Source organism: Kribbella italica (genome assembly GCF_014205135.1).
Taxonomy (GTDB): Bacteria; Actinomycetota; Actinomycetes; order Propionibacteriales; family Kribbellaceae; genus Kribbella; species Kribbella italica.
On sequence record NZ_JACHMY010000001.1, the window covers coordinates 8104586 to 8123435 of the forward strand.

15 protein-coding genes are annotated in these 18850 nt (G+C 69.4%); 5 read left to right on the plus strand and 10 right to left on the minus strand.

What is annotated here, in order from left to right; all coding sequences use genetic code 11:
- Nucleotides 1–82: 82 nt before the first annotated feature.
- From HDA39_RS38055 to HDA39_RS38065, 3 genes are read left to right on the plus strand one after another with little or no spacing between them, the layout of a single operon-like run.
- Nucleotides 83–1735 carry an N-acetylmuramoyl-L-alanine amidase gene (locus HDA39_RS38055; RefSeq protein ID WP_184803647.1) on the plus strand — a complete coding sequence of 551 codons (1653 nt, stop codon included), beginning with the start codon at nt 83–85 and terminating at the stop codon, nt 1733–1735.
- A gap of 5 nt (nt 1736–1740) precedes the next feature.
- Nucleotides 1741–2955: a SpoIID/LytB domain-containing protein gene (locus tag HDA39_RS38060; RefSeq protein ID WP_184806939.1), complete on the plus strand. Its 1215-nt coding sequence runs from the start codon at nt 1741–1743 to the stop codon at nt 2953–2955.
- 46 nt (nt 2956–3001) lie between these two features.
- Nucleotides 3002–4183: a glycoside hydrolase family 76 protein gene (locus tag HDA39_RS38065; protein ID WP_184803648.1), complete on the plus strand. Its 1182-nt coding sequence runs from the start codon at nt 3002–3004 to the stop codon at nt 4181–4183.
- 57 nt (nt 4184–4240) lie between these two features.
- Here HDA39_RS38065 and HDA39_RS38070 read toward each other — a convergent pair whose 3' ends face one another.
- The 3 genes from HDA39_RS38070 to HDA39_RS38080 all read right to left on the minus strand — a co-directional run bounded on the left by HDA39_RS38070 (nt 4241) and on the right by HDA39_RS38080 (nt 7044).
- A complete protein-coding gene (locus tag HDA39_RS38070) occupies nt 4241–5116 on the minus strand; it encodes a peptidylprolyl isomerase (RefSeq protein ID WP_184803649.1) in 876 nt (291 codons plus the stop codon).
- Between the two features lie 66 nt (nt 5117–5182).
- The gene (locus HDA39_RS38075) at nt 5183–6115 is read right to left on the minus strand and encodes an SMP-30/gluconolactonase/LRE family protein (protein ID WP_184803650.1); all 933 of its coding nucleotides are present in this window, start codon (nt 6113–6115) and stop codon (nt 5183–5185) included.
- Between the two features lie 35 nt (nt 6116–6150).
- Nucleotides 6151–7044: an SMP-30/gluconolactonase/LRE family protein gene (locus HDA39_RS38080; RefSeq protein ID WP_184803652.1), complete on the minus strand. Its 894-nt coding sequence runs from the start codon at nt 7042–7044 to the stop codon at nt 6151–6153.
- Nucleotides 7045–7101: 57 nt separating this feature from the next.
- Between HDA39_RS38080 and HDA39_RS38085 the strand changes: the two genes are divergently transcribed.
- On the plus strand, nt 7102–7545 hold the full coding sequence (locus HDA39_RS38085; RefSeq protein ID WP_184803654.1) for an Lrp/AsnC family transcriptional regulator: 444 nt from the start codon (nt 7102–7104) through the stop codon (nt 7543–7545).
- A 67-nt stretch (nt 7546–7612) separates the two neighbouring features.
- Entirely contained in the window at nt 7613–9385 is a 1773-nt protein-coding gene (locus HDA39_RS38090) for an acetyl-CoA carboxylase biotin carboxylase subunit (RefSeq protein WP_337926061.1), read from the plus strand.
- 126 nt (nt 9386–9511) lie between these two features.
- On the opposite strand, the gene HDA39_RS38095 is transcribed toward HDA39_RS38090, so the two are convergent.
- From HDA39_RS38095 to HDA39_RS38125, 7 genes are all read right to left on the minus strand, one after another.
- Nucleotides 9512–9976 carry a hypothetical protein gene (locus HDA39_RS38095; protein ID WP_184803656.1) on the minus strand — a complete coding sequence of 155 codons (465 nt, stop codon included), beginning with the start codon at nt 9974–9976 and terminating at the stop codon, nt 9512–9514.
- Nucleotides 9977–9994: 18 nt separating this feature from the next.
- The gene (locus tag HDA39_RS38100; protein ID WP_184803657.1) at nt 9995–13240 is read right to left on the minus strand and encodes a CHAT domain-containing protein; all 3246 of its coding nucleotides are present in this window, start codon (nt 13238–13240) and stop codon (nt 9995–9997) included.
- Between the two features lie 21 nt (nt 13241–13261).
- A complete protein-coding gene (locus HDA39_RS38105; RefSeq protein WP_184803659.1) occupies nt 13262–13756 on the minus strand; it encodes a DUF427 domain-containing protein in 495 nt (164 codons plus the stop codon).
- Between the two features lie 2 nt (nt 13757–13758).
- Complete coding sequence (locus HDA39_RS38110; protein ID WP_184803661.1) at nt 13759–15195, minus strand: Nramp family divalent metal transporter; 1437 nt, start codon at nt 15193–15195, stop codon at nt 13759–13761.
- Between the two features lie 107 nt (nt 15196–15302).
- On the minus strand, nt 15303–16130 hold the full coding sequence (locus HDA39_RS38115) for an SMP-30/gluconolactonase/LRE family protein (RefSeq protein WP_238356258.1): 828 nt from the start codon (nt 16128–16130) through the stop codon (nt 15303–15305).
- Nucleotides 16131–16191: 61 nt separating this feature from the next.
- Entirely contained in the window at nt 16192–16629 is a 438-nt protein-coding gene (locus HDA39_RS38120; RefSeq protein ID WP_184803665.1) for a YdeI/OmpD-associated family protein, read from the minus strand.
- 4 nt (nt 16630–16633) lie between these two features.
- Nucleotides 16634–18826 (minus strand): MMPL family transporter, encoded by a 2193-nt coding sequence (locus tag HDA39_RS38125; protein WP_337926062.1) that lies wholly within the window; start codon nt 18824–18826, stop codon nt 16634–16636.
- Between the last annotated feature and the right edge of the window lie 24 nt (nt 18827–18850).

The window sequence follows — 18850 nt, forward strand, 5'->3', positions numbered from 1 at the left end:
GCAATCCCGGAGATCCGATCACTCCTTGCGCATAATCTGTCACAGCTGCTCATCAGCGAACAGAACGGCCGGAGGCTCTCCGATGCGTGTCACACCATCCCTGCGACTGACCTTGACCGCGGTGACCGGGCTCGCCCTGTTCGTCCCGGTGATCCACGTCCCCTGGAACGATCCGGCGCCGGCCGATGCCGCGCCCCTTTCGGCGCAAGACATCGAGTCGGCGCACGACGTCGAGTCGGCGTACGACGTCGAACCGTCGTACCGGGAGCTGCCCCTGCGGCAGGTCTCCGGGACGAGGCTGTCGAGCGCGTCGGCGCAGACGCAGCCGTTCGGGATGGTCGGGGTGACCTGGCCGGTCCGCGCGAGCTCGGCCGCCGTCGAGGTGAAGGTCCGCGTCCAGCGCAACGGCACCTGGGCGGCCTGGGAGCGGCTGACGGTCGAGGACGACCATGGTCCGGACGGTGCCGAGGGCAAGCAACGATCCGGGACCGAGCCGATCTGGGTCGGGACGGCCGACGGTGTCGAGGCGTCCGTGACCACCACCGACGGTACGACGATGCCGGACGCGAAGGTGATCCTGATCCAGCCGGGGTTCCGGGCCGCCGACAACGATCCGCCGGCCACGCCGGCCACGCCGGAGCAGCCGATCCAGCCCGAGGCCAGCCGCGCGCCGTACGGCATGCCGCGGATCGTCGGGCGGCCCGGCTGGGGTGCCGACGAGAAGCTGCGGTCGCACAACGGTGCCGCCTGCGCGAAGCCGAAGTACACGAGCACCGTGCAGGCCGCGTTCGTGCACCACACCGCGGACACCAACAACTACACCAGCGCGCAGGTCCCGGCGATGATCCGCGGCATGTACGCGTACCACGTGAAGAGCCGCGGCTGGTGCGATCTCGGCTACAACTTCCTGGTCGACAAGTTCGGCCGCGCGTGGGAGGGCCGGTACGGCGGCATGCAGCTGCCGGTGCTCGGCGCGCACACCGGGTCGTTCAACGCGAACTCCTTCGGGGTCTCGCTGATCGGCAACTTCGACAAGGTCGCGCCGAGCGCCCAGATGATGGAGATGACGGCCCGGATCGTCGCCTGGAAGCTGGACGCGAACTACCGCTCCCCGCTGGCCACGGTGATCCTCGACGGCAGCAAGCTCGGCACGGTCTCCGGTCACCGCGACACCAAGGCGACCGCGTGCCCGGGCAAGAACCTGTACTCCAAGATCGGGTGGCTGAAGCAACGAGTCAACGCGCTGATGGGCAAGAGCGTGTCGACCGAGATCTACCGGCGCGCGCAGCAGCACGGCGGGTACCGGGCGATCGGGCAGCCGTTCTGGGGCGAGCATCCGACGAGGTCTGGGCGGGCGACGTACTTCGGTGCCCTGGACATCTACTGGTCGGCGCGCACCGGCGCGTGGTCCGTCCGCGGTGGCTTCAAGGCGCAGTTCCGCAAGATCGGGCCGGACGGTTTCCTCGGGATGCCGACCGGTGAGCAGCGCAACGGCCGGGTCAGTGGCAGCCGGAAGCAGCCGTTCCGCAACGGCGCGCTCTACTGGTCGCCGAAGACTGGCATGTTCCCGGTCGCCGGGCTGATCTCCCGCAAGTACGGCGCGCTCGGCGCGGAGGGTTCGCGTCTCGGCCTGCCGACGTCGGGGATGTACAAGGTCAACGGTGGCCAGCAGCAACGGTTCCAGCACGGCAAGCTCACCGCGAGCACCCGGACGCAGAAGGTCTACATCTCGTGAAACGCATGATTGTCGTCGCGCTGGTGGCGTCGACTCTGCCGAGCGGATTCGCGGTCGCCCACCAGGGCGCCGTACCGCCCGAGGCCGAGGCGACCCAGACGATCACCGGTCGCGGCTTCGGCCACGGCCGCGGCATGTCGCAGTACGGCGCGCAGGGCGCGGCCCTGGCCGGCAAGAACGTGAAGCAGATCCTCGACTTCTACTACCCCGGGACGGCGGTCGGCAAGGCCACCGGCGCGGTCCGGATCCGGATCACCGCGGACAGCACCGACGGCGTCCGGGTCCACTCGGTCAGCGGCCTGAAGCTGCGCGACCTGAAGACCAACAAGGTCTACACGTTGCCTGTAGCAACCAATCGGAACCAGTGGTCGATCGACCCGCACGGTGAGCACGGCACGCGGGTCCGTTCGTTCGATGCGAAGAAGCGGATCTGGTCCTTGTGGCGCACGTTGAGCGGTACGGCGCAGTTCGAGGGGCCGGCCGTGATTGGGCTGGTGCTGCCGAGCGGCGCCCAGGTCAAGTACCGCGGGGCACTGAGAGCCGCCGACGTCGGCGGCGCGCACCTGGACACGGTCAACGTCCTGCCACTGGAGACCTACCTGCGCGGCGTCGTCCCGCGCGAGGCGATCACCAGTTGGCGACCGGCCGCGCTGCAGGCGCAGTCCGTTGCCGCGCGCACCTATGCGGCGTACCACCGCAAGCGCGCCGGGAGCAGGGTGTACGACCTGTGCGACACGATCTCCTGCCAGGTGTACGGCGGCTACTCGTCGGAGAAGGCGTCGACCAACGCGGCGATCGCGGCCACTGCCGGGCAGATCCGGCTGTACCGGAACACGCCGATCATCGCGGAGTTCTCCTCCTCGAACGGCGGCGCGACGACGGCCGGCACGGTCGGGTACCAACTGGCCAAGGTCGACAGCTGGGACGCGTACCCGGGCAACAAGAACCCGAACGTCACCTGGTCGACGACGCGGACGGCGGCGCAGATGCAGGCCGCCTTCGGCGTCGGCAAGCTGAAGGGCGTCTCGATCAGCCGTCGGACCGGGCTCGGACCGGGCGGCGGTCGGGTGACCCGCGTGGTCGCGACCGGTGCCGCCGGGACGCGCGCGTTCACGGGTGATCAGGTCAGGGCGAACCTGCGTCTGAAGTCCGCCTGGTTCGTCTTCGGTAGTGGATATACCAAGAACGAACTCTTGACGCTGCGCTGCTCGGCCGGTTAGAACGTGACATCGATGTCAGTCGCAGCCGCCCCTGAAGGAGTGCTCGATGCGCAGAAGAATTGGTATATCAACTAAGGCCTTCGCCGGACTGGTGGCGGTGGCGGTGGTCGGCGCCCTGCACGCGCCCGGCGCCGAGGCCGCCCCGGCCGGCGAGCAGACGGGCGGACATCCCGGCAGCGCCGCGGCGCGCGCCAACACGTCGTACCAGGCGTTGAACAAGTACTTCGGCGCCGGGCCGGTTCTGCTGCTGGAGGAGTATCCGAACGAGCAGCAGAACCCGTACTCCTACATCTGGCCGTACTCGCAGGGTGCGGTCGCGGCCGAGAACCTCGCCGGCATCCCGGGCTCGGGCCGGAAGGCGGCTGCGGAGGCGGAGCGCCGGCTCGAAGGCTACAAGCCGTACTGGAACGCCGGTACGACGCCGAAGGGCTACGACTCCTACCTGCGGCCGCCGCTCGGCCAAGGGGGTGACAAGTTCTACGACGACAACGAGTGGATCGGGCTGCACCTGATCCAGCACTACCAGCGGACTGGTGACCGCTCGTCGCTGAACCGGGCCAAGGAGATCTTCGGGCTCGTCGTGCACGGCTGGGACAACGACCCGACGCACCCGTGCGCGGGCGGCGTCTACTGGACCCAGGCGCCTTGGAGCCAGGACCGGAACACGATCTCGAACGGGCCGGGCGCCGAGCTCGGCGCGCACCTCTACCTGCTCACCAAGGACAGGTCGTACCTGACCTGGGCCCAGAAGATGTACGAGTGGGCACGGACCTGCATGCTCGCGCCGAACGGCCTGTACTGGGACCACATCGACCTGGCCGGAACGGTCGAGAAGACCCAGTGGAGTTACAACCAGGGCGTGATGCTGGGCGCCGGAACCCTGCTGTACAAGGCGACCGGGCAGAAGCGGTACCTGACCGAGGCGAAGGCGCTCGCGAACGCGTCGCTGGCCTTCTACGGCAGCGAGGACCGGCTGTGGAAGCAGCCGACCCGCTTCAACGCGATCTGGTTCAAGAACCTGCTGATCCTGGACTCGGTCGCGCACGACGCGCGCTACACCAAGGTGATGAAGGCCTACTCGGCCCGCGCCTGGTCCGAGGTCCGCGACCCGGCCACCGGCCTGTTCCACTTCGCCGAAGGCCCGGTCCAGCTCCTCGAGCAGGCCGGCATGGTCCAGATCGACTCGCTCCTGGCCTGGCCCCGCAGCCGCTACAAGAAGCTGGCCTGACGGTCGAAGCCCCTGGGTCCGTCGCTCGACGGGCCCAGGGGCTTCGTTCTGTCCGCGCTAGTTCTTGGACGCCGTGGTGGCCGCGGTGATCTTGACCTCGGTTGCCGGCTTGCCATCGCCGGGGCCGCCGTTCTCGCTCGGGACGACGCCGGCGTTGGCGACCTTGTCGACGGCCTTCAGGCCGTTGGCGTCGAGGGTGCCGAAGGCGGTGTACGCCGGGTCCAGGCCGGAGCCGTCGCCGTACACGATGAAGAACTGGCTGCCGTTGGTGTTCGGGCCGGAGTTGGCCATCGCGAGCGTGCCGCGGCCGTACTTCAGCTCGGGGAAGACCTCGTCCTTGAAGCTGTAGCCGGGGCCGCCGCGACCGTCGCCGCCCGGGTCGCCGCACTGCAGGACCTGCAGGCCCTCGCCGACGGTGAGCCGGTGGCAGACGGTGTTGTCGAAGTATTTCTGGTTGACCAGGCTGACGAAGCTGTTCACCGTGCAGGGCGCGAGCGCGCTGTCCAGGGTGAGCCCGAGGTCGCCGACGCTGGTCTTCAGCGTGACGTCCGTCGTACCGCCGGCCTTGACCTTGCCGTTGGCGGGCGCGTTCACCTTCTTGGCCGCCGGACCGCCCTTGGTGTAGCTGCAGTCGACCTCGGCCGGCAGCGCGGCCGGCCGCTTCAGCGGTGCCGCGAGCGCGGTCGGGATCGACACCGGCTTGTTGCCCGGCGCGGCCTCGGAGGGCGTCGAGGTGTCACCCGCGACCGGGGTCTCCTGATCGCTGGTGTTCGCCGCGATCAGGACGACGCCGACGATCACCACCACCACGGACACGATCGCCGCGATGGTGATCCCGACCATCCGCCGCTGCTTGGCCCGCTCGGCTGCCCGCTCCGCCTGCCGCTGCGCCTTCCGCGCGGCGAGCTGCTGCTCATGGGTCTTCTTGGACATCGCACTCCTCACCTGGAACGGGCCAACGCTGCAGGGAACCTACAACCAAACCCTGAGAATCACCTGTTAACCGCGCGGGTCGTAGGCCTCGGGGCCGCCGTTGGTGTTGACGTAGAGGGAGTAGAGCGACGTCGTCGCGGTCAGGAACAGGCGGTTGCGCTTGGCGCCGCCGAAGCAGAGGTTGGAGACGATCTCGGGGACGAGCAGCTTGCCGAGCAGGGTGCCGTCGGAGTCGGAGACGTGGACGCCGTCGGCGGCCGCGCCCCAGACGCGGCCGGCGGTGTCGAGGCGGATGCCGTCGAAGGCGCCGTTGCCGCACTCGGCGAACACCTCGCCGCCGGACAGCGCCGTACCGTCGCCGGTGACGTCGAAGACCCGGATGGTGGCTTCCTCGGTGTCGGAGATGTACAGCTTCGAGCCGTCGGCCGAGAAGACCAGGCCGTTCGGCCGGTTGAAGTCGTCGGCGACCTTGGTGATCGCGCCGTCCGGAGCGATCCGGTAGACGTGGCAGCCCTCGGTCTCGATCTCGGCCCGGTGGCCTTCGTAGTCACTGTCGATCCCGTACGCCGGGTCGGTGAACCACACCGAGCCGTCCGGCCGGACCACCACGTCGTTCGGGCTGTTCAACCGGTGCCCTTCGTAGCCGTCGGCAAGGACCCGGACGGACCCGTCGTGCTCGGTCCGGGTGACGCGCCGGTTGCCGTGCTCGCAGCTGACCAGGCGGCCTTCCTGATCGCGGGTGTGGCCGTTCGTGTTGCCGGCCGGCTCGCGGTACGCCGACACCTGGTACGACGTCTCGTCCCAGCGCAGGATCCGGTTGTTCGGGATGTCGCTGAACAGCACGTACCGGCCCTGCGGGGAGTAGACCGGTCCCTCCAGCCAGCGCCCACCGGTCCACAGCCGCTCGAGGTGTTTGTCCCCCAGCGGACCGTTCCACCGATCGTCGAGCTTCTCCCAGACAGCGGGAACAGTTCCGGCCAGCGGCTCGAGCAGGGACATCCGCACTCCTCACGATCGATCAGGTGACAGCGTGGTCACCCGTGATCGTACGGCGGACGCGCGCCGTCCGTCGTGATCAGCCAGGACCAGACCGACGTCGTCGCCGTGACGAACAGCCGGTTGCGCTTCGGGCCGCCGAAGCACAGGTTGGACACGACGTCGGGCAGCAGCAGCTTGCCGAGCAGTGTGCCGTCCGCGTCGAACACGTGCACGCCCTCGTGGGTGGCGGCCCAGACCCGGCCCTCGGCGTCGAGCCGGATCCCGTCGAACCTTCCGGCCGTGCAGGGCGCGAACACCTCGCCGCCGGTCAGCCCGTCGTCCTTCACGTCGAACCGGCGGATGTGCTTCTCCGGGGTGTCCACGACGTACAGCTGGGTCTCGTCCCGGGAGAACGCCAGCCCGTTCGGCCGGACGAAGTCGTCGGCGACGACGGTCAGCTCGCCGTCGGGCGAGATCCGGTAGACGTGGCAGCCGCCGACCTCCTGCTCGGCGCGGTGGCCCTCGTAGTTCGAGGTGATGCCGTACGGCGGGTCGGTGAACCAGATCGACCCGTCGCGCTTCACCACGACGTCGTTCGGGCTGTTCAGCCTGCTGCCGCCGAGATGGGAAGCGAGGACCGTCAGCGAGCCGTCGTACTCGGTGCGGACGACCTGGCGGTTGCCCTGCGAGCAGCTGATCAGCCGGCCGTGGGTGTCGAGGGTGTTGCCGTTGACGTTGCCGGACGGCGCCCGGAAGACGCTGACCTGGCCCGACTCCTCGTCCCAGCGCAGCAGCCGGTCGTTGGGGATGTCGCTGAACACCAGCGACCGCCAGGCCGGGATGTAGACGGGCCCCTCGAGCCAGCGGCCGGCGTCGTACAGGCGTTCCAGGTACTCGTCGCCGGCGATCGCGGAGAACCGGTCGTCCAGGGTGACTAGTTCGGCTTTCATTGAATGACCTCCTGCTAAAGTTCTAATCGACCAGATCAGATTCGGCAAGGGGCTTCGATGGCTGTAGATGATGTCGACCGGCGATTGCTCGGGTTGCTGCAGGAGGACGCGACGCAGCCGTACGCCGTACTGGGCGAAGCGGTCGGCCTGTCCGCGGGCGCCGCGCACGAGCGGGTGCGGAAGCTGAAGGCTTCCGGCGTGATCCGGCGGACGACGATCGAGGTGGACCCGGCGGCCCTCGGACGCGGCGTCCTGGCCTATGTCCTGCTGGACGCCGACGCGTGGATGGGCGACAAACGGGCCGCGCTGGAAGCGATCGGGGCAGTCGAGGAGGCACACGTCATCGCGGGCCCGGCATCGGTGCTGGTGAAGGTACGCGCAGGGACCACCGAGGAGCTCCAGCAGACCCTGCGGGCCCTCCACCAAGTGGACGGCGTGACCAGCACTCAGACAGTCGTCGTGCTGGAGTCCTTCTTCGAGCGGCCTCCTGCCGTGGTGTGACCCACAAACCGCCCTCCCGGTGAGTAACTTCGTCCTACACTCAGGCGACGCCGAGAGGAGCTGCGCTGTGCCGAACAGCAACAAGATCACGAAGGTTCTGGTCGCCAACCGGGGCGAGATCGCCGTCCGGGTCGTGCGTGCTGCCGCCGACGCCGGGCTGGGCAGCGTCGCCGTGTACGCCGAACCGGACCGCGACGCGCTGTTCGTCCGGCTGGCCGACGAGGCGTACTCACTGGACGGCGCCACGCCGGCCGACTCGTACCTGAACATCGCCAAGATCCTGGACGTCGCGGCCCGCTCCGGCGCGGACGCGGTGCACCCCGGGTACGGCTTCCTGGCCGAGAACGCCGAGTTCGCGCAGGCCGTGATCGACGCCGGGCTGATCTGGATCGGCCCGCCGCCGTCGGCGATCGACTCGCTCGGCGACAAGGTCAAGGCGCGGCACATCGCCGAGAAGGTCGGCGCCCCGCAGGTTCCCGGGACGCCGAACCCGGTCGCCGGCGCCGACGAGGTGGTCGCCTTCGCGCAGGAGTTCGGGCTGCCGATCGCGATCAAGGCGGCGTACGGCGGTGGCGGCCGCGGGATGAAGGTGGCCCGGTCGCTGGAGGAGGTCCCGGAGCTGTTCGAGTCCGCGACCCGTGAGGCGATCAGCGCGTTCGGCCGCGGCGAGTGCTTCGTCGAGCGGTACCTGGACAAGCCGCGGCACGTCGAGACCCAGTGCCTGGCCGATGCCCACGGCAACGTTGTCGTGGTGTCGACCCGGGATTGCTCGCTGCAGCGCCGGTACCAGAAGCTGGTCGAGGAGGCGCCCGCGCCGTTCCTCACCGACGCGCAACTGGAGACGCTCTACACGTCGTCCAAGGCGATCCTGCGCGAGGCCGGGTACGTCGGCGCCGGCACGTGCGAGTTCCTGGTCGGGCAGGACGGGCTGATCTCGTTCCTCGAGGTGAACACCCGGCTGCAGGTCGAGCACCCGGTCTCCGAGGAGGTCACCGGGCTGGACCTGGTTCGCGAGATGTTCCGGATCGCCGACGGCGAGGAGCTCGGGTACGACGACCCGGCGGTGTCCGGGCACTCGATCGAGTTCCGGATCAACGCCGAGGACGGTGGCCGGGGCTTCCTGCCGGCGCCGGGCACGCTGACCCGCTGGCACCCGCCGTCCGGTCCGGGCGTCCGGCTCGACGGTGGGTACGACGAGGGCGAGACCGTCCCGGGGTCGTTCGACTCGCTGGTGGCCAAGCTGATCGTCACCGGGCGGGACCGCACACAGGCGCTGGAGCGGTCGCGACGCGCGCTGAAGGAGTTCGTCGTCGAGGGCATGCCGACGGTGATCCCGTTCCACGCGGCCGTCGTGAGCGACCCGGCGTTCGTCGGCGACGACGGGTTCGCGGTGCACACGCGCTGGATCGAGACCGAGTACGACAACCAGCTCACGCCGTACGACGGCCCTGCGGGGACCGCCGACGAGGGTGAGCGGGAGAAGGTCACGGTCGAGGTCGGCGGCAAGCGGCTCGAGGTCGTGCTGCCCGCCGGGCTCGGTGCTTCGGCGGTCGCAGGGAGCGGCGCCGGGGCGAAGAAGAAGCCGGCCAAGCGGGCCGGTGGCAGCGGGAAGTCGGCGGCCTCCGGGGACTCGCTGACGTCGCCGATGCAGGGCACGATCGTCAAGCTCGCCGTCGAGGAAGGCGCGACGGTGGCCGAGGGCGACCTGGTCGTCGTCCTGGAGGCGATGAAGATGGAGCAGCCGCTGAACGCCCACAAGGCGGGGACGATCACCGGCTTGTCGGCCGAGGTCGGCGCCACGGTCGCCGCGGGCGCGGCGATCTGCGAGATCAAGGACTGAGCAACCCGCTCAGGTGCCGGCCTCGACGCGCTGACTCCTTCAAGTACCGGCACCCGATCGGGGGCCGGTACTTGTTTGGTGTTGGGGGGTGACTGAGGTGGTGACGGCCGGTGGGCGGGGAGCACCTTATTTCTGGTCTTCTCCGACCTTGATGGTGTAGTCCGTCGTCGGCGGATCGCACCGGTGGGTCTGCCACTCGCCGGCCATCGGGTCCCAGCGGACCAGGAGCCAACCGTCGCGGGTCGCTGGAACGCGAACGGTGCCAAGGCGGGCGGCCATGGACTCGGTCGTCGTCGACGGAAGCTGCAGGACCAGGCGGGTCTCGTCGTCGGCGATGATCACCGAGCCCTTCGTCTCCAGCGCCGCCTTCGCCTGCTTGCGGTGCCGCCGGGAGAGCCTGTCGCGGATCTTGCCGTACACGTCCTCCCCGGCCTTGGTCGCCATCGCCTGGACGAACGGCAGCAGCGCCGATCCCGCGAGCGCGCCGAGCAGCAGCTCGACGGCTCCGCGCGGATCGCCGGGCCCCGAGTCGCTGGCACCTGAGTCGCTGAATTCTGGGCTGGCGCGGGCGGGGTCCTCGGGTTCGGTCACGGGGTTCATCTTCCCCTGTCAGGCGCCGGCGTGGACGAACGGCGCCCACACCGCCGGTCGCGTGGGGTACGCCGTACGGACAGCCTGTACGGCGGTGTGCAGCGCGACGGCCGGGTCCTCGGTCCGCACGGCCGCGTAGAACTGGTCGGCGACCGTCCGGGCCGTTGCGTCGCCGACGGCCCAGAGCGTGCCGATCACGTGCCGGAAGCCGGCCATCTGGAACGCCCCGGTGATGTGCAGCGCCTCGTCGGTCAGATCGCCGCGGGACACGCTGGTGTCGCAGGCGGAGAGGTAGGCGGTCTCCGCGTCGCCGAGCCTGAGCCGGGCGAGGTCCGCGACGGTGAGTGGATCGCTCTGGTGGTCGTGCAGCAGCAGTTGACCGGTCGCGGCGCCGTCGGCCGCGCTGACCGCGTGGCAGGCGAAGTGGACCGATCGGTGCTGCGGCAATGCGTCCAGAACGCGCTGCCTGGTCGCTTGGCCGTCGGTGAGGACGCGTGCGGCAGGGAATCGCGTGCTCAGCTCGGCCGTCTCGTCACGCACCCGCGGTAGCGGCGGCGTACCGGGTGCCGCGGGGACGCTCACGATCAGCGGTGCCTGGTCAGCACCTCGGCCCGTACGACGGGCGTCGGCGAGGCTGCACACGGTCGGCGCGTATGACGAGACGACGAGGTCGAGCACGCTCGGTCCGCCGGGTGAACCTGCGGCGTGCAAGGGAAGGGTGGTCAACGGGCCGGTCGGAATCCACCACAGGCGCGTTGGACGATCCAGAGTGTCGAGGACTGGTCGGGTGACGGAGTTCTCCAGCCAGGCAAGGGTTTTCTGGACCTCCTCGTCGTCTTTGCGGAGGATGGCCGTGCGGAAGGCCTCGGCGCGGTCGGTGAGGTCGGCGTAGTGCAAGGCGGGGAGCTCGACGAGTTGGACCGTGCCGTTGGTGAGGATCAGGGCGTCGCAGCGGAGGACGCTGGTGTTGACGATCACGACCGGGCCTTGGGTGCCGGCGATCGCCAGGAGTTCGTCGATCTTCGGAGGTCGGAGGAAGTCCTCGAAGCCGGCCTGCTCCCGGATCGTGTCGATCAGTTGGTCCCACTCGTCGGCCAGGGCGTGGCGGTCCTCGCCGGACAGTGTGGGCTCGTCGGTTTGGGTGGTGAGGAACCCGGTGCCTTCCGGCCGGTCGAGCGCCGTCCGCAGGTGCTCGAACCGGGCAGCGAGCTCGGGATGTTGTTCGTGGAGATCGGTGACCTCGGTGCGGGCGTCGAGTGCTTGGCCGAGCAGTACGCCGCGGCCGGTCTCCAGCAGTTCGACCGCGCGGTCGGGGCGGCCGAGGGCGATCTCACAGGCGGCGGCGTGGCCGGCCAGGCCGGAGAAACCCGCCAGCTGGTGCTCGCGGTCGGCGTACGGGAGTCGGCGTGGGGCGGTCTGGGGGAGCAGCTCGACCGCGAGGCGGAGCGACTCGGCCGCGCCGGCGAGGTCGGTATTGTTGCTTTGGGCAAGCAAGCTGAAGGCGGCGCGGGTGGCTGCTTCGATCCGGCTGCGGACCGTCGCGGTCTGGTCGGCGGCGAGCTGCCTCAGGACGGTGAGAGCTGCGGCGCCGGCCCTGCGGTCGTTGGTCTGCTCGCTCTGGAAGGCGAGCGCGGCGCCGTGCGTCAGGAGAGCTTCCGAGCGCCGGTAGCCGCTCGGACCTGCCGCTACGGCCTCGGCTGTTGCCGCGACGAATTCGTCGAGCTGGCGACGTTGTCTGGCCCTTCCGAACCGTCGGGCCAAGAGTCCACGTGTGGTGGGTGTACGGCGGAGGTCCGCGTGGAGCAGGCCCGACGTGCGGATGACCTGGGCTTGTTTGATGCCGATCAGGACCGAGAGGCGTTCTACGCGGTTCGGGTGGGCTGGTGGGGTTGCGGCGACCGCCTGTTCGGCGCGGTTGGTGGCTTCGGTGAGGTCGGCGGGACTGTGGGTCGCGTGGTAGCGGGTGATCAGCAGGACCGCGAGGTTGGACTGGAAGCGTGGGTGCAGCAGGCGGTCCGGTGGGGTTGCGGCGAGGGTGGCGCGGGCCAGCTCGATCGCGCGGTCGACGACGGCTGGGTCGCGGGAGCGGCTCGACAGGTACTGGCGGCGCAGGGCTTCGGCGAGGTTCGCGCCGGCGAAGGCGCGGGCGTCGCTGCGGGGGCGGGCGGTGTCGAGTGCTTGCTGGAAGACCTCGATCGCCTCGGTCAGGGCGGACGAGTCGCCGAGCTGGTGGTGCCGCGAGAGCAGACCTTCGCCGAGGTTCGACAGCCGGTTCGGGCGCCGTTCGTCGTTCGGATGCGTTGCGGCCAGAGCGGTGCGGACCGCGGCGATCGATTCGGTCAAGTCCTGCTCGGCACCGGTCAAACGCCAGCGGAAGCGCAGCGCACCCGCGAGGTTGGACTGGAACGCGGGGATCAACTGGACGGCGGACGACAGCCCGGCGCCGTGCTCCAGCGCGGCCGACGCCTGCCGGAACGCGTCGATCGCCTGATCCAGTACGTCGACCCGCGCGGTCCGCTCCGCACGCGACCACAGCGAAGTCCCCAGCCCGTTCAGCGCCGCGCTGCGAGTGTCCGCCTCTCCCGCCAGTCCGACCGCCTTCTCGAAGCCGTCGATCGCAGCGTCGAGGTCGGCGACGTTCCCACCGGTCTCGTACGACGCGTGCAGCGTCTCGGCTTCGGAGAGCGCCGCTGTCAGCCTCATCCGCCGGATGTAGTCCTCGACGGAAAGCTCACCGGCCGGGCGGTTGATCTCGAGATCCACCCACTCCTCGAGAGCCGCCCAGCCCTCGGGCTTCGGCCCGGACCATGCGCGATGGTCGGCGCAGTCGGCCGCCGTGTGTGGATCGCCGTGGCCGTAGTGGACCTCGGCCATCCACTCCGGGAAGCCGGGAACCAGCGCCATCCAGCCGGATCCTGTGTCCAGCTCGGGCGAGCGCCCGAACGCCGGGCACGGCAGCGTCCCGTCCCGGACGGTCGACTCGTACTCAGCGTGGATCCGCCGCACCCGCCCGTCGTCCAAGGGCAACGCCACGGCCAGCCGATCGACAGCGATCAGCACCGCGCAGTGCGGACAGGCGTCGCCGTCCTCACCGACGATGCGGAACTGCTCCTTCCGGTCCCCGCTCGGTGCCTCCCACTTGATCGACACCGTCCCACCTGCCTCGTACATCAGGTACAGGTAAGTCAGGTCCGGACGGGCGGAGATCCCCGCGGCCATCGCGTCCGCGAACTCCCACTTGTTCAGTGTCCTCGGTCCGGACACACCTCACCCTCCTGTCGCCGTTCACCAGAACCGCGTTCCGGGTTCGCCCTTGAAGGGGCCGACGACGCGGGACGTGATCCAGCCGCCGTAGAAGTCGCCGGGTTGGGCGAGGACCTGCTCGCCGTCGACCGTGCAGGAGTCCAGTGCGGCTGGGTAGAGCGCGACGTGGTCCAGGAGCACCGCGTACCGCGGGCTCGGATCGGGGTAGAACCAGGCCTTCCGGCGTGCGGTGACGCCGCCCGCGGTGAGATCCAGGTAGGAGGCGACGCCTTTCCACTCGCAGTACGACGTGCCGTCGGCGTCCTGGAGCACGCCGGGGGCGAAGGCGTCCCGCGGGAGGTAGTAGGTCGGCGGATGGCTCGTCTCGAGCACCCGGTACGACGTACGGGCGTCCGCCACGATCTGTCCGCCGAGGGTGAGGACCACGTGCTCGGTGGACAGGTCGAGGGCCGGTGGGCGCGGGTAGTCCCAGACCGACTCCTGGCCGGGGCCTGGCGGAATCCGGTGCGTCGGCATACTCAGAAGTTCTTCTTCACCTGGTCGATGATCGTGAACACGGCCAGCGCGCCGAAGGCCAGGAAGGCGAAGGCCAGGACCGCCGTCCGGATCGCGCTGATCCGGATCGGGGCGGGCAGGGCCCGGGAGTTCATCCACCACAGCAGGCCGGAGTAGACGAACATCATCGTGCCGGCGGTGCAGGCGGAGATCACCAGCAGCACCAGCGGCTGGTCGAGCCCGGCCAGCAGCACGAGGATGCCGAAGGCAACCAGGCCCCAGACCAGCCAGAAGTACAGCTTGGACTCGGTCACCGCGGACTCGCGCAGGTAGCGGGCCTTGATCATGTCCGAGGCCAGCCGCGAGGTGTAGTCGACGATGCCGGCCGCCGCCGCGAACAGGCTGAACGCGCCGATCGCCCAGAACAGGTAGCCGAACCAGCCGCCGACCAGGGCCTGCAGGTTGACGCCCTCGATCTTCAGGAAGCTGATGTTGTTCTTGACCGACGCGTCGCCGAACAGGGTCGCGTGCGCCAGCATCGAGGTGAACAGGATCGTCAGCACGGTGATCAGCACGAAGGTCAGCGCCTGCTCGAGGTTGGCGAACTTCCACCAGCGCTTCCAGCGGGCCAGGTTCTCGTCGTTCGGCGGGAAGGTGTAGCCGTTGGCGTGCGGATCGGCGGCCTTCTCACCGGTCACCGGTGAGGTCAGCCGGGGGACGTGCAGGCCCATCCCGAAGCCCTTGTCCCGGATCCAGTTGCTCTGGCACAGGTTCTGCCCGCCGCCGGCCCCGGCGTACGCGATCGCGCCCATCATCAGCGCGAAGCCGAGCTGGTCGACCGGGAACTGCGGCGCGGTGACGGCGTCGCCGAGCGCGCTGTAGGTCTTGCCGCGGATCGCGAAGATCAGCGCCAGGACGACGAGCAGCGCGACCGCCGCGATCTTGACGAAGATCAGCCGTTCCAGCATCACGTAGACCACCGGCGCCAGCGTCAGGATCAGGCCGATCACGACCAGGATCCCGATCGCGATCCAGCGTGGGTCGCCCGCGCCGAACAGGTAGGTCAGCATCGACGCGGAGCTGGTGGCCCAGCCGGGCCAGAGGTTCGCGAAGTACGTCATGATCGCGAAGAACAGGCCCCAGTGCTTGCCGTACCGGTTGAAGCCGGTCAACGCTGTCTCACCAGTGGCCAGCGTGTACCGCTCGATCTCCATGTTCAGGAACCACTGGATCGCGACGCCGACGACGGCGCCCCAGAGGAAGACCAGGCCGACCTGCGACGAGATGTACGGCCAGAGGATGAACTCTCCGGAGGCCAGTCCGACGCCGGCGCCGACCATGCCCGGGCCGACGATCCGCCAGGTGTTCGTCGGTGGTTCGGGCAGGTCCCGCACCTGTGGCGCGGGCAGGTTCTTGGTGGGCAGGTTGAAGCGGTGCGGTGTTGACGTGGTGTCTGCCATGGGCTCCTCGCTCCCGGTCGACCCCCGTTCACCCGGACAGTAGCGAAGGTTGAGCCCACGAGCGACCCGACACCGCCCAGCGGTCTGATCCGGGCGCCGGACGGTTGTCAGGGGCGCCCGGCACCCGGTACGTCGACCTGCAGCGTGAGCACCTCTCCGGTGCGCGGGCCGTTGGTGAGCCGGTCGAGGTTGTCGGTGATCGGCTCGTCGGCGTGCCACTCGGCGGTGAGCACGAACAGCGTGGTGCCACCGAGCGCGATCGCGAACGGCGCCCGCTCCTCGGGCAGGTCGACCCGCTGCAGGATCTCTCCACCCTTGGCCACCCGTAAGACGCCGGAACCGCCGGTGGAGACCCAGATCGCGCCTTCGGCGTCCAGGCAGATCCCGTCCGGACCGAGGCCGTCGGCAAACACCCGCCGGTTGCTCAGCCCACCGTCCGCCTCGACGTCGAATGCGGTCAGCCGCCCCGCGAACGACTCCGAGATCACCAGCGTCCTCCCGTCCGGCGTGATCACCATCCCGTTCGGGAACTGGATGTCACCGGCAACCTCCCGGATCTCACCGCCCGGCGTCACCAGCTTGATGTACCCCGGCTTCGGGGCCTCCCCGCCGGCGAAGTCGAAGTCGGCACCGTTCAGGTAGATGTTGCCCTGGCCGTCCACCACGATCTCGTTCCCGCCCTGCTCGGACAGCACGGTGAACGTCCCGTCGGCTTCCCGCCGCCGCAGCTTGTCACCCGTCGTCACCAGCCGGCCGTCGGGCAGCCAGTCGATCGACCATCCCATCAGCCGCTCGACGGGCGCGTCGATCGTCTCCACCGTGCCGTCCAGGTCGACGGCAACGATCTGGTTCTCGATCCAGTGCGCGAACCACAACCGCCCGTCGTGCCACCGCGGCGACTCCGGAATCCCCAGCCCGCTCAGCAAGACCTCCATGACCATCACCTCGTTCTCGTAGGTTTACCCCTACACGAACGGCCACGGGCCAGATCGACAGTCAGTCGCGCAGCAGGTCCAGGGTCTTCGCGATCCGGCGTCCGCGGGTCTCCGGCTTCTTGGCGTCCTGTACGGCGGTCACGTGCTCGCGGCGGTGGGAGTAGCTCAGGCGGTCGAAGGGTTCCCGCAGACCGGCCTCCGCGAGTGCGGCGGCGAGGTCGGACGGGACCTCGACGGTGCGTTCGGCCGTGTCGCGGGTGAGCGTGACGGTCACCGTGTCGCCGGGGGACTTGGACAGCGTCGTACGGATGCCCTTGAGGACGCCGAGCGCCTGGCAGCCGCCCATGGAGACGATCGAGCCCTGGTACGGGACAGCGTCGAAGGTCGCCTGGACGGGGATCCGGGCGCCGCCGCCGAGGGCGGTGAGCACGTCAGTGGGGATCTCGACGTACGCGCCGCCGCCTCCGGCGTCCTGGATCACGGCTTCGAAGGTCTCCATGGGGTCAAGCTTGCTCCGGCTGCTCGGCCTTGGCCAGCTTGCTGGGCCACCAGATGCGGCGGCCGATGTCGTGGGACAGCGCCGGGACGAGCAGCGAGCGGACCACGGTCGTGTCGAGCAGGACGCCGAACGCGACCATGAACGCGATCTGGACCAGGAACAGGATCGGCAGGACCGCGAGCGCCGAGAAGGTGGCCGCCAGGACGACGCCGGCCGACGTGATCACGCCACCGGTGACGGCCAGGGCGACCAGGATTCCCGGTCTGGTGCCTTGCTCGATCGACTCCTCCCGGACCCGGGTCATCAAGAAGATCGAGTAGTCGATGCCCAGGGCCACCAGGAAGACGAACGCGTAGAGCGGGATCGACGGGTCGGCGCCGGGGAAGTCGAACACGTGGTTGAAGAACAGCGCGCTGACTCCGACGGTCGCGCCGAACGACAGCACGTTGCAGATCACCAGCAGCAGCGCGGCGGCGACCGACCGGAGCAGCAGCATCAGGACGACAAAGATCACCGCCAGGATGGTCGGGATGATCACCTTCAGGTCGCGTTCGCTGGAGTCGAGGACGTCGAGGTTGATCGCGGTGGTGCCGCCGACCAGGATGTCCGGGCTGACGGTGTCCAGCTCGGTGCGCAGGTGCTCGACCACCTTGGTCGCCTCGGGGGAGTCGGCGGCGACCTTCAGCGTCGCCTGGACGAGAACCTTGCCCTCGACAACCTTCGGCGGCATGCCAGGTGCGACCGACGCCGAGGCGGTCCCGACGCCGTCGACCTTCATCGCGGTCTCGACGACCTTGGCCGCCTGGTCCTCCGGTGTGAGGATCTGCACCGGCGTACCGGCGCCGGCGTCGAAGTGCTTGGCCAGTTCCTCCTGGCCGGTGACCGACTCGACCTTGTCCAGGAACAGCTCCTCCTGGGAGATGCCGGAGGCCTTGAACGTCGGCAGGAACGCGCCGCAGATCAGCAGCGCGAGCGCGCTCAGTGCCCACACCTTGCGCGGGCTGCGGCCGACCAGCCCGGACACGCGGCCCCACAGCTTGCGGCCGCCGACCTGGTCGCGGGCGTGCACGTGGTCGACCCGCGGGATCGACGGCCAGAAGATCCGCCGGCCGAAGGCCAGCAGCAGCGCGGGCAGGAAGGTCATCGCCGAGATCAGCGCGCCGGCGATGCCGATGGCACCGACCGGGCCGAGGCCCTTGGTGCTGCCGAGCTCGGACAGCAGCAGGCAGAGCAGACCGAGGATGACGGTCGCGGCACTGGCGGCGATCGGCTCGATCGAGGCCCGCCACGCGACCTTCATCGCGTCGTACTTGTTCTCGAAGTCGTGCAGCTCCTCCTTGTACCGGGAGACCAGCAGCAGCGAGTAGTCGGTCGCGGCACCGACGACGAGGATGAACAGGATGCCCTGGCTCTGGCCGTTCAGCTCGATCACGTCGGCCTCGGCCAGCGGGTAGACGACCAGCGCGGCCAGCGCGAGCCCGAAGACGGCGGTCAGCAGGACGGCGATCGGCAGCACCGGACTGCGGTAGACGATCAGCAGGATGACGAAGACGACCACCAGCGCGACACCGAGCAGGATCCCGTCGATCCCGCCGAAGGCCACCACGAAGTCGGCGAACACCCCGCCCGGCCCGGTCACGTAGACCTGCAGCCCGGTCGGCGTCAGCGACTCCTTGATCTCACCCCGCAGCTTGTCGGCAACCGCGAACAGCACGGTCTCGCCTTCCTTGACGACCTCGTCGGCACGGTCGCCGTCCAGCTCGACGGTGACCAGCAGCGCCTGCTTGTCCTCGGACGGGATCACCGTCTTCACCGGCGCGGCCAGGTACTCGCCGATCGTCTTGCCGTTGCCGAGGTCAACCTTCGGGATCTCGGCCAGGAAAGCGTTGGTCCTGGCCAGGTCCTCCGGTGTGATCCCGCTGTCGCGCTCGATCAGCACGAAGTACGGCAGCGCGGTGGAGTCGACGAACTTGGCGGACTGGTCGGCGACCAGCGTCGACTCGGCCTGCTTGGGCAGGAAGTTCGCGTTGTCGTTCTCCTGCACCTCGCTGAGCCGGCCGACCGTGGGTCCACCGAGCGACCCGACCAGCAGCCAGGCCACCAGGACGGCGGCGATCGCCGCCCGCCAGATCCACCGCCCGCTCTTGCGCGGCGCCGCGTGCTCGGCGTGGTGGTCGGTGCTGTCCTGCTGGTTCACCGTGGTTCCCCTCATCGGTCTGCC